Origin of the sequence: Pedobacter sp. KBW06, assembly GCF_003852525.1 — a bacterium.
GTDB lineage: Bacteria > Bacteroidota > Bacteroidia > Sphingobacteriales > Sphingobacteriaceae > Pedobacter.
In genome coordinates this window covers 740221-755761 of record NZ_QAJL01000003.1, presented here as the reverse complement: position 1 = coordinate 755761, position 15541 = coordinate 740221, and the positions used below count along the sequence as shown (strand labels likewise).

Genomic DNA, 15541 nt, shown 5'->3' with positions numbered 1-15541 from the left:
GTGGTCATATGCTATTAAACGTAATTTTTTTTCTGATATTTTTCGATAACTCAAATTGTTGCTTTTTGTTACACAAAGATTTAGCCTGGCAAATGATTTCTGAGGACAAGTACGATGAGCATCAGAAAAGGAAAGATAAGTACCGGAAAAGGCGCGATATGCATTGAAAAAGGCATGGTAAGCATCAGAAAAGGCACGAAAAATATTATAAATCATAGGCCGTAATTTTTTAATTTGGCACTCATCATGAGAAAAGCCATTGCCCTGTTTCTGTTTATCCTTTGCTGCCAGAATTTATTGGCCCAAAAGGCATTAAAAATCATTTCTTACAACGTCTATAATTACTTTGAATCGGAACAGGAGCGTAAACAACGCTTTATTTCCTGGGCGAAAGCACAGGACGCTGATGTGATCGCCTATCAGGAACTGGTCAATATTTCTGCGGAAGAACTACAGCAACTGGGCAAAGCCATCGGCCATCCTTACACGGAATTGGCTAAAGAAAAAGGATATGCGGTTGGGATCTCCTCGAAATACCCGATCAGCGACGTGAAAAAGGTGATCAGGGGCATGCACCATGGTTTTATGGCGGTAAAGATCAAAGACCTGAACTTTATCACCGTACACCTGTCTCCTTTCAGTCATGAGAAAAGGCGGGAAGAAATTGCTACGATTACAGACAGTTTACAACGCTGGTCCATTTTAAAAAAGACGATGATCCTTGGGGATATGAACAGCCTTGCAGCTTCTGATAGCCTGGATTATAACCTTAATGGACGTCTGGTCCCAATGCTGAAAAGCGATGAAAGCAGTAAAATCAGCAATGCCAATCATGGCCGCCTGGATTACAGCGTGACCGACGCATTGCTCAAAAGAGGTTTTATCGATACCTGGGCTATGAAACACCAGTCTTTTGATTACAGCTATCCTTCATTGGTCTTTGGCGATGTTCCCCGGGAAGCGATGGAAAGGATTGATTATATCTTTATCTCTAAAGACTTAAAACCAAACGTTTCTAAGCCTGCGATTCTCAAAGATGTCATGACCGGTCAATTGTCTGACCATTATCCGGTCAGTATTTTACTGGTCCCACCACACCCTTGAGGTCAGTGCATCGCCTCCTGATAGTCTCGATACTGCTGCTTTATATTGGTCCGGGTTGTTTAAAATCTCTGTAGACAAATAGATCATTCTGCGTGGAATGGTGCCATTGGTTACGTTTCCGGGATAGTTGACAGGAATGAGCCGCGGATATCCCGATCTTTTCCAGTTGAGCCAGGCTTCAATGAAATTAAAGGTCGTGCCTGTACTGATCCAGTACTGCATATTGATCATTTCCAGCGATTTCTCTGTAGAAGACTGATCTAATGCCTGGGCCCTGACATAAGCATTGACCCTTTCCATGGTGATATTGGCCTGAGGGTCTACCTGTGCCAATGATTGCAATGCCGCTTTAACCCCATTGCTAAAATGTTCGGCCGCGCTGCCTTTGACGTTCCAGTTTCTTACAGCGGCTTCTGCAAGGAGCAGTTCTGTTTCCCCATAGGTCATTAAAAATATCGGCCCCCCAAGCTTTAAATAGACAGCCGTTCTGGGGCGGGAATATTTCCCTAAAGGCGCAACATCAGTACCATTTCCGGTTCCTCCGGGATATTCCGGATGGTTGCGGATATCTGTTGTTCCGCCCAGCAGGTCATAACCATTTGGCAGGCCTTTCTGAATCAGCGGGTCCGGGTTTCCGGAAAGGTTTTGATTGTTGTTGTTGGCAAAACCATCGGCTGGAATCTCTCCTATGACAGACAATCTCGGGTCGGCAGTGTTTCTGAGCTGATCGATCAGCGTTTTGCTCCAGCGTACTTCCCTGTAATCAGAAAGCGTGCGCAAAGCGAGGGAAGTCCCATTCTGACTGTTAAAACTGGAAGCATCCATGCTGATAAAGGTATTGTCGTTATTGTCGGTAAAAGTCCCTGCAGCAGCGGCTTTTTCAGCCCAGATCCTTGCTTTGGCGGGATCGACCTTTGTGAGCCTCATGGCGATCCTCAGCATTAATGAGTAGCCAAATTTGCGCCATTTCGTAAGGTCACCTTTGTAAAAAAGATCTGCAGTTACACCAGGTGCTGCGGGATCTAGGCCGTTGATGGCGGTTTCCAGGTCTGTCAACATGGAATTGTAAATGTCTTCCTGGGTATCGTAAACGGGATATTTTATCCCTTCCCTTGCTTTCCCTGCCTGGTGATAAGGAACATCTCCATAAGTATCTGTAATGCGTTGCAAAATCATCACAAACATGATGTCGCCGATGTTTATCAGGTTTTTATAGGCATTGGGATCTTTTGCTTTAGCAAGCCGCTGCATTTCCCGGATGCCGGAAGCTTCTGCATATCCTTCATCAAAAACCCTTCCCTGATAGTCCGTAAAATTGGCCACATTGATGTATTTATCCCCGTTATTGTAATAATAATAGGTCGAGGACAACAACTGCATCATGGTGCTCTGGTAAAGCAGCTGATAATAGCCCTTATTGGCAAATTTTAGCTGTGCCGTAGACAGCAGGAAGTTGGGATCGAAATTCTCCGGAGTGGATTTTGTCGGATCGGTATTGATGCGATCCAGCTCTCCTTTGGTACAGCCATAGAAAAGACCCAGCAGGCAACTTAAGCAAAGAAGAAAAGTCTGTTTCATTTGATCTTTATTTAAATTTGAAATTCAGGTTAATGCCAAAGGTCCGTGTAGAAGGCAATGATGCGCCTTCAATCCCCGCGTAATTGAGTTTTGGGGAGAACTCAGACTCGGGGTCTATATTTTTAGTGTATTTCAGCAGGGTAAACAGGTTTCTTCCAACGAGGTCGATATTGATGCCGCTAAAAGGCGTATGCCTGATCAGCTTTACCGGCAGGGCATAACCCAGCGTTGCCTGTCTGAATTTGATAAAGCTGCCATTTAAGACAGATAGTGCAGAAATATTGGTGGCCAGCTGCGGGTAATAATTGTATGCAGGGACATTGATGGTATTCACACTGCCGTCTTCCATCACCCCATCTGCAATCACACCCGTTTCCCTTCCCGGCAGGGTCGCCTTATTGAGTCCGGATACATAGGAATAGTTTTCCGTAGCAGAGAGGATCTTATTGCCAAATTTAAAATCGATCAGGAAGGACAGGCCAAAGTTTTTATAAAAGAAGCTATTGCTGAATCCCCCGTAAATCCGGGGAAGAGTTGCGCCCATCGGCTTTAGTTCCCCTCGTTTCGGAACCCCGTCGCTGCCCACAATAATCCTCCCGTTAGGATCTCTTTTATAGTCGTAGGCCATGATTTGCGTAATGGATTTGCCCACCACCATTGCCGTATTCGCATTTAATGGACGATAAGTTCCGGTAAGGGAGTAAAGGCTGCTGCCATCTATGGACAAGAGCACGTTGTGAATGTGACTGAGGTTAAACCCGGATTTCCATTTAAAGTTTTCTCCGGCAACAGGAATCCCCTGAATGGTGATTTCCGTACCCACGTTTTTCGTTTTTCCAAGGTTTACATAAGCAGAGGTAAAGCCGGTGGTGACCGACTGAATCGCACTCACAATCTCATTATGTGTACTTCTGTGAAACCAGGTCAGGTCCAGGTCCAGCCTGTTGTTAAAGAAGCGGAGGTTGATTCCTGTTTCAAACTCATTTAAGGTAAAGGGCCTTAAATTATAGTTCGGAAGGCTCCGGTCGTAATCCCCGAGCGGGGTTCCGTTTACAGAACTTTGTGTGGTATAATAGGTTTGTGTGATATAAGGTTGCGCAGGCTCACCACTGGTTTTGGCAAAGCTGGCCCTGATCTTTCCATAACTCAGGGCTTTCGACTTCAGCAGGTCAGAGAAGATGAAGCTTCCGGAAACACCGGGAACAAACAGACCTCTGTTATTGCCCGGCAGAGTGGAGTAGACATCATATCTTCCTGTGGAGGAAAGGTTCAGGAGCTTTTTGTAGTTCAGGTCAAAGGTATAATAGGCAGATTGCGTAACGAGCCTGGCCAGGGTGTAAGAGTCGGTCCTGGTCACGAGGTTGGAAGGGGTATAGAGGTAAGGGGTATTGAACTGATTTCCTTTGGAATCTGAAAATTCACCTTCCCGGTTCCGGTAATTTGCCCCGACAGAAACATCCAGGTTCAGGTCTTTCATGATGTCTTTATTAACTGCAAGAAGAATGTCGCTGTTTAATTCTGAAGTCTGAATCTTTTGAAAAGCGTTCAGCCCGCCTTGCCCGTTAATGGAAAATGAGGCTCCGGTGGGAATGATGCTCACAATCTGGTCATTGCTGATGTCGTAACCCAACCTTCCCTGCAGGTACAGCCAGTCGGTAAATTTGTACTTTAGGGAAGTGGAGGTAATGAAACGGTTCCGTTTGGAAAGGTCTCTTCCTTTGTTCAGCATAAAGTAAGGATTGGTCTTATACTCATCGTCGTTCCACCTCATTTCTCTTCCCGTTAAGGGATCATAACCCGGAGATAAGGCAATCTGGTTTGCGCTATTGGCCAGACTGGCAATTCCATAATTGGGGTTTAGGGTTCCGTCGCTCAGGTAAGACCTGTTTTTATTGTTCTCATTGATGTAATTTCCATTGAAAGCGACGCTCAGCTGTTTGTTGAGGTCGTAGGAGGTAAAGAGGTTGACTGTTTTCCTGTTCAGGTGCCCGTTTTTCAAAATAGACTGATAATCCAGATTGGCGGCAGAGAGGCGGAACATGCTTTTTTCGTTTGCAGCGCTCAGGGAAATGGTATTGGTAAAAGCCGGAGCACTGCGATAGAATTTTTCAATGTTGTCTTTTACCGCACTGTAGGGATATGTTTTTCCATCAAACTGGATCGTAGGCGCGCCATCCAGTTTTTCGCCCCAGCTGGAAGATCCGGAAGCAACAGCTGCTGCGATGTTTCCCGGTCTTCGGTTTTGTGTGCCCTGCCCGTAGACGTATTGGAAATCGGTATTTTTATAAGGGCTGTCGAAAGACAGGTTGGTATTGTATTCGATACTCCCGGAATTTTTAACGCCTTTTTTTATGGTGATGATGATGACACCATTTGCGGCACGGGCCCCATAAAGCGCCGAGGCTGCGGAACCTTTTAATACGGTGATCGTTTCTACATCATCAGGGTTAATGTTGCTGATTCCATCGCCATAATCGGCACCGCCATACTCATTGACATTTCCTCTTTGGGTATTGTCTATCGGGACGCCATTGACCACAAACAAAGGAGAACCGGCATTCATGCTGGCAGCACCACGCAGTAAAATTCTTGCGGAAGAAGAAGGGCCACCATATACGCCACTGATATTTAATCCTGCTATTTGTCCCTCTAAGCTATAGATGAGATTGGATTCCCTGGCTTTGCTCAGCTCTACGCCGGAGATGGTAGAAATGGCATAGCCGATCTTCCGTTCTTCTTTTCTGATGTCAAGGGCCGTGACCACGACTTCATCCAGCTCATTTGTTTTGGCGATCAGGTTTACCTGAACCTGTGTTTGCAGACCAACAGGGATCTCCTTTTTGAAATAGCCAACCTGAGAGGCCTGGATGATCGTGTTGGGGAACACAGGAATGGTAAATTCTCCCTTTGCATCGCTGGTGGTAGAAAAATCACTCCCTTTCACTTTTATAGAAGTGCCGGAGATTACCTGTCCGTTCTCATTCAGCACCCTTCCCGTGAGCATCCGGGTATTTACCTCAGCATTACGCGGGCGTATGACAATTAAATTGTTTGGAAGAACTTTATACGTATAGTTGGAACCGGCCAGGATCTGATCAAGAACCTCTAAAGTATTTTTATCTTTAACCTGGATATTGATTTTGTTTACAGGGATTTTGCGTTCACTAAAAATAAAGTGAAAAGACGTTTGCTTTTGTATCGCATCAATCACCTTTTTAAAATCCGCTGATTTAAAGCTGAGGCTTACTTTATGCTGCGCTCCGTCTTCAGATTGTGAATAGCCGGATAAAGAGCCAACAAGCGTCAAGAAAATGACCATCAACCCAATTAGCTTCATTATAAATTTATATTTGATATCCCTGGTTCCCGGAACGTGTTCCGCTTGCCAAATTAGTAAATATAAACAGTTTTGTCTTGTATTTTATAACGAAATGGTTCAATAAGTTGCAGTGCTTTCAAAGCTTGAGAGATATTTTCCTTTTCAAAGAATCCTGTGAACCTGCTGTTTTTTAAACTTTCATTTTTAAAGATGAGCTGCAGGCCGTACCACCTGGAAAGGCTGTTGGCGAGCACGTCAAAACTCTCATTCTTAAAAACCAGTTTATGGTTCATCCATGAAGTTTCGGTATCATTTAAAGGGACGATGCTGTAGAGTGGGGCATCACCGCCATTTTTTGCCTGATGCTGAAGGCTGAATTTTTCGGCAGGTTTCAGCAGGATTTGTTTTTCAGGCAGGTTGTTCATGCTGACCTGGACGGCACCTGTAATTAAGGTTGCTTCCGTATGAGGGTCATTCTTATAGGCCTTTACGTCGAAAGTTGTTCCGAGAACTTTGATGCTGATCTTTTCTGTACGGATGATAAAAGGATGTGCTGCGTCTTTTTTTACATCAAAGAAGGCTTCTCCGCTCAGGTAAACTTCTCTTTGTGCTCCTTTGAATTGTATAGGGTACTTCAGCTGCGTCTCTGAGTTTAAAGTCACGATTGTTCCGTCTGCCAGGGTGATTTTTGAGGTCAGACGGCTTGGGGTACTGATTTCTTTCCAGACCAGCGCTGATTCAGCCTGACTGTTTATTCTTTTCGTGTAAAGCTGATATCCTCCAAAGGAACAGATACATAAGGCGAGAATTGCTGCTATGCGGTACCAATTGCCAAACCTGCTTTTTGAAAGGGGGATGTCTGCTGATTCCGGATTTTCTATCCTTGCTTTGATCTTTTCAAACAGAGGCATTGCATCTTCCTGCTCCGTTTCTTCGGACTGGAAATAACTGCTTAACGATTTATATTCCTGCCTGTAAGCTGCATTGCCTTCCAGCAGAAGCATAAATTCTTTATGTTCTTCCATGGAAATCTCATCTGCCAGTTTTTTGCCAAGCAATTCTGTAAATCTTTGATCAGTCATTTGTTACTATATTATCTGTTTTGTTTATGTGTTAAATATAAGGTTCCTGTTTTTTCTAAAATTGCCTACAATAGACTAAAAAATAATGTATTATCCCCAAAATCATGACCAGGTTGACCAGGTCGTTGCTGCTGCTTTTTCTATGGTCCAGCTCATGATAAGCACCGAGCACAATCCGTAATTTCGTAATTGCCCGGAAAAGCTGGGTCTGCACCGTTCTCGGAGAGATTTTCAAAATTTCCGCCACCTCTTTATATTTCATGCCATTTTCCTTGATCAGTTTGAACACGATCCTGGCCTGAGGTGGGAGGGTGTCTATAGCAGTATCCAGTTTTAAGTGCAGCTCTTTTCTTTCCAGTTCCTTTGAAGGATCGGTACTGTCCTGAAACTGAGGTTCCTGCCGGTCTTCCAGCTCTACGAGATGAACATTGGTATATTTCCTGAGGTGCTTTAAAGATTGATTCTTTACCGCAACAAACAAATAGGTTTCCGGATTAAGGACATGGGTACTTTCCTTTCGGTTTTGCCAGCATTTTACAAATACTTCTGAAACAATCTCTTCAGCTACTTCTTTCTGCGATACGTAATAAACGGAAAACTTCAGCAGCTTAGCCCCCAGAGCGCGGTACAAAGCCTCGAAAGATTTCATATCATCTTCGACGCAAATCTTTGTCCACAGACCAGATAAGTCAGGCTTTACGATTTTCAAGTGCTTTATTTTAGGCTAATTATCCATCGCAAGATAGGGATTAAAAATAATCTTCAAAAAAAATGAATTCCTTGTAGGCATTTTATTTTTAAATGGGGTCTCTACAATTATACCACCTTATCGTGTATTAAGGTAAAACGGTATAGCTAACCAATTATAAAACCTAACCGTATCAATGGAGATGAGAAAACCATTACAACTGACGTGTTTATTACTTTACGCTTCGGCCAATCTTTTTGCTGGTGTAAAGTCGGATAAATTAAAGAGCTTCCCGACGCTCAGAATTGCCTCTGATCATGAAATGGCATTCAGATCACATTTCCAGGAGACCATTAAAGGAACAGTAAAAGACGAGGCGGGTGTGACCTTGCCAGGCGTATCGGTCAAGGTCAAAGGATCGCAGCTGAGCACACAAACCAATGTTTCGGGTCAATATGCCATATCCGCCAAAGCAGGCGATGTATTGGTGTTTTCGTATGTGGGATATACGGTGCAGGAAGTTACCGTAGCTGCGCAGGGAACGATCGACGTAGTCCTGAACAGCAATTCGCAAAACCTGGAGACGGTAGTGGTAACCGCCCTGGGGATTAAAAAATCTACCAAATCACTGACTTATAATGTCCAGACCCTGGGCTCTAAAGAAGTGAACGACGTTAAAGATCCAAGTTTTGTAAACAGTTTAACGGGTAAAGTTTCCGGTTTAACATTGACCCACTCTTCTGCACCCGGAGGATCAACCAAAGCAGTGCTTCGTGGAAACAAATCCATCAGTGGAAACAACAACGCCCTTTATGTAGTGGATGGGGTACCTTTGCCCAGCTTATCCGGAAACGGAAAAAGTGATGGTTTTCAGTTGAGTGATGCCGGCGACGGGATTTCCAACCTGAACCCTGAAGACATCGAAGAAGTAAGTGTATTGAGCGGTGCTTCTGCATCGGCGCTTTATGGCGGACAAGCTTCCAATGGGGTGATCTTAATTACCACTAAAAAAGGAAAAGCCGGAAAAACAGTAGTTAACTTTAATTCCAGTACGACTTTCGACAGCCCTTTCCTGCTTCCGGAGCTGCAACGCAGTTATGGAACGGCCAATAAAGCTAAACCTGAAGAAGGACCAACCTTTAATGGATGGGGCGCAAAAACAGCAAACCAAAGCAGTTATACCCCTAATGACTTTTTTCAGACGGGTAAAACCTTCACCAATGCTTTGTCTTTATCGGGTGGTACAGAGAAAAACCAATCTTTCTTCTCCGCTGCGGCAACAAATGCAGAAGGAATTATTCCCAATAACAAGCTGGACAGGTACAACTTCTCTTTCAGAAATAACACTTCCTTTTTTGAGGATAAGTTAAGTGTGGATGCAAGAGCAGAATACATCTATCAGAAATCTCAGAACATGCCGGGACAGGGCGAATATTATAACCCAATCACCTCCGTTTATTTATTCCCGGGTGCTTCTTACAACTTTGACGATACTAAGAATTTCGAAACTTTCGATCCTGTCCGCAAAATAAACGTACAGAACTGGCCATATGGCGATCAGGGAATGTCTCTTCAAAATCCATACTGGGTAACCAACCGCAATATGTTTCAAACACAAAGAAGCAGGATCGTGGGATCGGTGACGGCTAAGTATAAATTTACAGATTGGCTTAACCTTCAGGGACGTGTAAGAATGGACCGCTCTACAGATAAAGGAGAGAACAAGGTGTATGCATCAACAATCCCGGGTAACCTGGTTTCCAACAGCCCGAACGGACGTTATGCATCATTGGATAACCTGAACAGTCAGACTTATGCCGATGTATTATTGAACTTCAACAAAGCTTTTGGCGATTTTACCATCAATGCAACTGCAGGTGCAAGTATCATTAACAACCTGACCAGCGGTCTAACCATCGATGGTCCTTTGGATCCTTTTAAAGTGCCTAACTTTTTCAGTGTCCTGAACCTGACACAGGCTGGTATCGTGTTTACACCAAATACTTACAGAAAACAAACTCAGGCTGCTTTTTTAACGACCTCTATCGGATATAAAAACTACCTGTTTTTAGATGTTTCCGGACGTAACGACTGGAATTCAACTTTACCAAAACCATTTTTCTACCCATCAGTGGGACTAAGTGCAGTGATCAGTGAAATGGCAACCTTGCCGGAATTTATTTCCTTTGCAAAATTAAGGGCATCTTATGCTGAAGTAGGTAACGAAATTCCTGATAACTATGCCTACGCCACAAACCCTTCTTTTCCAATTGTTGGTGGAGCAATCGTTCCTTTCACAGGAAAACCTTTTACCACATTAAATCCTGAAAGAAGTAAATCATTTGAAATAGGTGCGGATTTGAAATTCCTTGAAAACAAACTGTTTTTAAATGCTACCTATTACAGAACGAATACCGTAAACCAATTCTTCAGAGTAAATGTATCTCCAACGGTAGGTTACAATACCTATGACCTGAATGCAGGAGATGTACAGAATCAGGGCCTTGAGCTTTCACTCGGTTATAACGCACAATTTGGTGAGCTGAGCTGGACCCCAACGGTTAATTTCTCTTTCAACAGAAATAAAATCAAAGAACTTTATTCCTATACTGATCCTGCTACAGGACAGGTGATCAATGTTCAGGAATTTAGCTTGGGTGGTTCTTCAATCGTTAAAAAAGGAGGTTCTTATGGTGACATTCAGGTGAAAGATTTTATCCGCGATGCCAACGGAAACAAGGTGTTGGATGATAAAGGTTTACCACAGTATTCTCAAAATAACATCATTGCCGGTAATGTGAACCCAAAATACATGCTGAGCATGAGCAATGGTTTCAGGTACAAAAACTTTAACCTGAATTTCCTGGTAGACAGCAGGATCGGTGGCGACGTGATTTCCAGGACTGAACAGACTTTCGACAAACGCGGAATGTCTCAGAGAACGGCCGACAGCCGTAATAATGGTGGTATCATCATTAATGGGGCAGATGCAACCGAAGCTTATTACAATAGAATAGGAGCGGAATTAACACCTTATATCTACAGTGCAACGAATATCCGTTTACGTGAAGTGTCGTTTGGATATACCATTCCTGCAAAAGTATTTAACAACAAAATACAAAAGATACAGCTATCTGTAATCGGCAGAAACTTATGGATGATCTATAAAAAAGCACCATTTGATCCTGATGTAGTGACCCTTACCGGTAACGGATTCCAGGGATACGACTATTTCTCTATGCCGAGCTTAAGAAGCATTGGTTTCAACGTAAATTTCACATTTTAAGACCTAGTATCATCATATATTATGAGAGCCTTAATCAAAACAACCAGACTTAGTGCCGCCATTTTTGCTGCTGCACTTGTGATGGTACAGAGTTCATGTACTAAAGATTTCGACAAATATAATTCCAATCCAAATGGCTTAACAGAAGAAGATCTGTTAAAAGACAATATATCCTCGGGTATTTTTATTCCTGAAATGCAGGTAAATATCATCTATTCCAAAACCAGCGATGACTATATCTACCAGTTGCAGCAGAATTTAAATGCAGATATTTTCTCAGGATATTTTGCACCTCCAGGAGATTTCGGAGGGCCAAACAATTCAACCTATGCGTTAAAAGGCGGCTGGAACCTGTGGCCCTTTAAAGTGGGCTATAACGGGGTAATGAACGGATGGAGAGAAGTAACCAAACGTGCAACGGCCAATCCTCAGTTCATTGCAGTAGCCAATATCCTTAAAGTAGAAGGGATGCACAGGGTTTCAGATATCTACGGGCCAATACCTTATTCTAAATTCGGATCCGGCGCATTGGCCACACCTTACGATGATCAGGAAACAGTTTATAATGCTTTCTTTAAGGATTTGGACGATGCGATAAAAGTGCTGACGGATTTTGTGACTAAAAGCCCTTCTGATAATTCATTGAGCCGTTTTGATCTGGTTTATGATGGCAATTACATCCAGTGGATCAAATTTGCAAACTCATTGAAACTGAGACTTGCGGTTCGGATTGCCTATGCAAATCCAGCCCTTGCAAAAACCAAGGCGGAAGAGGCGGTAGCCAATTCTTATGGTTTGCTGAGCCTTAACTTAGACAATGCATTGCTAAAATCGGGCAAAGGGGTTCCAACCCGGAACGGATTGTGGGTAGATGACCTGAGTTACAATGATACCCGCATGAATGCTTCTGCAGAGTCGATCTTAAAAGGATTCAAAGATCCCCGTTTATCTAAATACTTCCTCACTTCAAAAGTGGTTCCCGGTGACTATAAAGGGGTGCGCAGTGGAATTACCTTTAGTGGTAAACCAGATGCTTACTTCAATTCTTCTTCTTCTACTTTGAAGGAAAATACACCGGTACAATACATGTGTGCAGCGGAAGTCTCTTTCCTTCGTGCAGAAGGTGCCCTAAGAGGCTGGAGCATGGGAGGAACGGCGCAGTCATTTTATGAGCAGGGTGTAAAAACCTCTTTTGAGCAGTATACGCTTGGAAGTTCTGACGCAAGTACTTACCTGAACAACAATACCGATACACAGGCAGCCTATACGGATCCGATTAATGCAGCGAACAACATTGCGGCCAATTCTCCATTGTTAAGTAAAACAACGGTTAAATGGGATGAGGGTGGAACTTTCGAGCAAAAACTGGAACGCATCATTACACAGAAATGGATCGCTATTTTCCCTGACGGTCAGGAAGCATGGTCTGAATTCAGACGTACCGGCTATCCGAAAATTTTCCCTGTCGTAAATAACCAAAGTGGCGGAACAATCAATACAGACAAACAAATCAGAAGATTGCCGTTTTCTGAGGACGAATATAAAAACAACAATGCAGAAGTAACGAAAGCAGTGGGATTGCTTAACGGTGCAGATAATGGGGGAACTAAACTTTGGTGGGATAAGAAAAACTAATCAATTATTAACCATTTAACCATTACATCATGAGAAAACTAATCTTAATGAGCAGCATGATTTTATCCTGCCTGGCCCTGAATGCAAGTGTAAGCTTGCCGGTAAAACCGATGAACGTCAATGTGCCCAGGAAAACTCTGGGTGCTGCAGAAGTTTACCTGAACAACAGGTCGACCACAGCGGGTGCAACCATCACATTAACGAGTACTACCGGGGCACCTACACAGGTGTTTTACCTGAATGCAGGTCAGACGATTACCACAGGTCTGATCCCTGATGGGACTTACAACATTACCATCAGTTCTTATGGTGGTTCAGGTTTAAAAGTATGGCGTTGTGATACCGACCTGATCGGAGGTAACGGAGCTGCAACACCATATACTTTCAACGGTTACAACACCACGAGCAGCGGCAAGCTGATCGTATTGGTTTTCTAGCCTTCTCTGTTAAAAAATAATTGTCATGCAGCGTGTACACCTACGTACCCTTCAGCCCCCCCAGAAATGTCGGTGCTGCATGACAATTTTGTAATTTTTTGAGCCGTATCCGTACCTTCGGTGCCAACAATGAAACCCATATTTAAAAATCTAATGAAGCTTAAACACCTTTTATGCCTCGGCATTCTGTTTTCTGTGGAGCAAGTCCTTGCTCAAAAACAACTTACCAAATATGTAGACCCATATATCGGATCTGCAGCACATGGCCATGTCTTTGTAGGCGCCAACGTTCCTTTCGGAGCCGTTCAGCTGGGACCAACCAATGTCTTTGAGGGTTGGGACTGGTGCAGTGGTTATAACTACGCCAGCAATACCATTATTGGTTTTACCCATACCCATTTGAGTGGAACAGGGATCGGGGACCTGAACGATATCCTGGTGATGCCTGCAACAGGGCCTTCACAACTGGATTATGTATCCACTTTTTCTCATGATAAAGAAGTCGTAAAAGCAGGATATTATAGTGTAATCCTGGATAAATATAAAATTAAAGCAGAGCTGACGAGTTCAGAAAGGGTAGGCTTCCACCGCTATACCTTTCCTAAGCAACAGGAAAACCCACATGTGATGCTGGACCTGAATGCCGGAGTAGGATGGGACAGCCCGGTAGATACTTACGTAAAACAAGTCGACGCAACGACTTTAGTGGGCTACCGCCATTCTAAAGGATGGGCAAATGACCAGCGCCTTTATTTTGCCGTTAAACTTTCTCAGCCATTAAACAGCCTCTCACTGTCTGATAGCAGCAGCCTGAGCACAAATGGAAAAGAACTGAAAGGCAAAAGGGTTAAAGCCGTATTGGGTTTCAAATCCATCAGTCAGGAGGTCTTAAAACTTAAAGTAGGCCTTTCTCCGGTGAGTTATGAAAATGCCCTTGCGAATATTACCGCAGAGCTTCCGGGATGGGATTTTGACAAAACAGTTGCTCTTGCTGACCAGAAATGGGAAAAAGAATTGTCCAAAGTGAAAATCAATGCAGACGAGGAAACGAAGAAAACCTTTTATACCGCCATGTACCATACCATGATCGCCCCCTCTGTATTTGACGATGCCAATGGCGATTACAGAGGTACCGACAAAAAGATCTACCGTAAACCCGGATTTACCAATTATACCACCTTCTCCCTTTGGGATACTTACCGTGCTTTTCACCCTTTGTTTACTTTCCTGCACCAGGATAAAGTATCAGATGTAGTCAATTCATTTCTGGCGATCTATAAACAGCAGGGCAAACTTCCGGTATGGCACCTGATGGGCAGTGAAACGAATACCATGATCGGTTACCATGCCGTTCCGATTATTGTGGATGCCTACCTGAAAGGGTTCAAAGGTTTTGATGCAAACCTTGCTTACGAAGCCATGAAACATTCTGCGATGCAAAAAGTAGAAGGCATTGAATACGCGCAGAAAATACAATACATCCCATCTGACAAAGTGATTGAATCGGTAGCAAAAGGGCTGGAATATGCAATTGACGACTGGTGTATCGCCCAGATGGCTAAAAAAATGAACAAGACGGAAGACTATAAATATTTTAGTAAAAGAGCAAAATTATACAGTGAATATTTTGACAAACCGAGCCGCTTTATGAGGGGTAAGCTGGAGAATGGAAACTGGAGGACGCCTTTTAACCCAATTGCTTCCAAACACCGTGAGGATGACTATACCGAAGGCAATGCCTGGCAGTATACCTGGCTGGTTCCTCAGGATCCCGAAGGATTGATCGGGCTGTTTGGTGGCGATGCGCCTTTCACAAAAAAACTGGATACCCTGTTTAGCATGAGCTCCGCAATGGATGCAGGCAGTTCTCCGGACATCAGCGGCCTGGTAGGTCAGTATGCACAAGGAAATGAACCGAACCACCACATTCCTTACCTGTATGCTTATGCCGGACAACCCTGGAAAACGGCCAACCTCGTTCGTCAGATCACCGATTCCCTTTATACCAATAAACCGGATGGCCTGTGTGGCAATGAAGATTTAGGACAGATGTCGTCCTGGTATGTGTTTTCTGCGATGGGATTCTATCCGGTTAATCCGGCCAATGGAGCTTATGTATTCGGTTCTCCTTTGGTTAACGATGCGCTGATCTCACTTCCGGGAAACAAGAAATTCCACATCAAAGTACAAGGCAACAGCAAAGAGAATAAATACATCCAAAGGGCCCTGTTAAACGGAAAACCTTATACAAAATCTTATTTACGCCATAAAGACCTGGTAGCAGGAGGGGAGCTGACCCTGTTTATGGGAAATAAACCTTCAGCAACCTGGGGAGTAAACCCGGCAGACCGACCTCGTTCGGTAGCCATCGAATGATGAATTAATCCTTATTACATAAACCCTATCTAACCA

Annotated in this window: 9 protein-coding genes; 5 read left to right on the top strand and 4 right to left on the bottom strand. The window is 43.7% G+C overall.

Annotated features, from left to right (window positions below; all coding sequences use genetic code 11):
- Positions 1-246 precede the first annotated feature (246 nt).
- Positions 247-1104, top strand: coding sequence for an endonuclease/exonuclease/phosphatase family protein (locus DBR43_RS17970; protein WP_124583272.1), 858 nt, complete (start codon positions 247-249; stop codon positions 1102-1104).
- Here the strand turns inward: DBR43_RS17970 and DBR43_RS17965 are convergent.
- The 4 genes from DBR43_RS17965 to DBR43_RS17950 are packed head-to-tail and all read right to left on the bottom strand — an operon-like array spanning position 1081 to position 7792.
- Positions 1081-2682, bottom strand: coding sequence for a SusD/RagB family nutrient-binding outer membrane lipoprotein (locus tag DBR43_RS17965; RefSeq protein WP_124583270.1), 1602 nt, complete (start codon positions 2680-2682; stop codon positions 1081-1083). The genes DBR43_RS17970 and DBR43_RS17965 overlap by 24 nt on opposite strands.
- 7 nt (positions 2683-2689) lie before the next feature.
- Positions 2690-6019 (bottom strand): SusC/RagA family TonB-linked outer membrane protein, encoded by a 3330-nt coding sequence (locus DBR43_RS17960; RefSeq protein ID WP_124583268.1) that lies wholly within the window; start codon positions 6017-6019, stop codon positions 2690-2692.
- A gap of 53 nt (positions 6020-6072) precedes the next feature.
- Entirely contained in the window at positions 6073-7083 is a 1011-nt protein-coding gene (locus tag DBR43_RS17955) for a FecR family protein (RefSeq protein ID WP_124583266.1), read from the bottom strand.
- 55 nt (positions 7084-7138) lie between these two features.
- Complete coding sequence (locus tag DBR43_RS17950) at positions 7139-7792, bottom strand: RNA polymerase sigma-70 factor (RefSeq protein ID WP_124583264.1); 654 nt, start codon at positions 7790-7792, stop codon at positions 7139-7141.
- A 181-nt stretch (positions 7793-7973) separates the two neighbouring features.
- Between DBR43_RS17950 and DBR43_RS17945 the strand changes: the two genes are divergently transcribed.
- The 4 genes from DBR43_RS17945 (at position 7974) to DBR43_RS17930 (ending at position 15505) form a co-directional block, all read left to right on the top strand.
- Positions 7974-11057, top strand: a complete 3084-nt coding sequence (locus DBR43_RS17945) for a SusC/RagA family TonB-linked outer membrane protein (protein WP_158622537.1) — start codon at positions 7974-7976, stop codon at positions 11055-11057.
- Between the two features lie 21 nt (positions 11058-11078).
- The gene (locus tag DBR43_RS17940; protein ID WP_124583260.1) at positions 11079-12692 is read left to right on the top strand and encodes a RagB/SusD family nutrient uptake outer membrane protein; all 1614 of its coding nucleotides are present in this window, start codon (positions 11079-11081) and stop codon (positions 12690-12692) included.
- A 29-nt stretch (positions 12693-12721) separates the two neighbouring features.
- Positions 12722-13129 carry a hypothetical protein gene (locus tag DBR43_RS17935; protein WP_124583258.1) on the top strand — a complete coding sequence of 136 codons (408 nt, stop codon included), beginning with the start codon at positions 12722-12724 and terminating at the stop codon, positions 13127-13129.
- Between the two features lie 153 nt (positions 13130-13282).
- Positions 13283-15505: a GH92 family glycosyl hydrolase gene (locus DBR43_RS17930; protein ID WP_124583256.1), complete on the top strand. Its 2223-nt coding sequence runs from the start codon at positions 13283-13285 to the stop codon at positions 15503-15505.
- Positions 15506-15541 lie beyond the last annotated feature (36 nt).

Excerpts from the sequence above, each read along its gene's own strand:
- DBR43_RS17965 (WP_124583270.1), bottom strand. The coding sequence starts at position 2,682 with ATGAAACAGACTTTTCTTCTTTGCTTAAGTTGCCTGCTGGGTCTTTTC.
- DBR43_RS17960 (WP_124583268.1), bottom strand. The coding sequence starts at position 6,019 with ATGAAGCTAATTGGGTTGATGGTCATTTTCTTGACGCTTGTTGGCTCT.
- DBR43_RS17945 (WP_158622537.1), top strand. The coding sequence starts at position 7,974 with ATGAGAAAACCATTACAACTGACGTGTTTATTACTTTACGCTTCGGCC.
- DBR43_RS17955 (WP_124583266.1), bottom strand. The coding sequence starts at position 7,083 with ATGACTGATCAAAGATTTACAGAATTGCTTGGCAAAAAACTGGCAGAT.
- DBR43_RS17970 (WP_124583272.1), top strand. The coding sequence starts at position 247 with ATGAGAAAAGCCATTGCCCTGTTTCTGTTTATCCTTTGCTGCCAGAAT.
- DBR43_RS17930 (WP_124583256.1), top strand. The coding sequence starts at position 13,283 with ATGAAGCTTAAACACCTTTTATGCCTCGGCATTCTGTTTTCTGTGGAG.
- DBR43_RS17935 (WP_124583258.1), top strand. The coding sequence starts at position 12,722 with ATGAGAAAACTAATCTTAATGAGCAGCATGATTTTATCCTGCCTGGCC.
- DBR43_RS17940 (WP_124583260.1), top strand. The coding sequence starts at position 11,079 with ATGAGAGCCTTAATCAAAACAACCAGACTTAGTGCCGCCATTTTTGCT.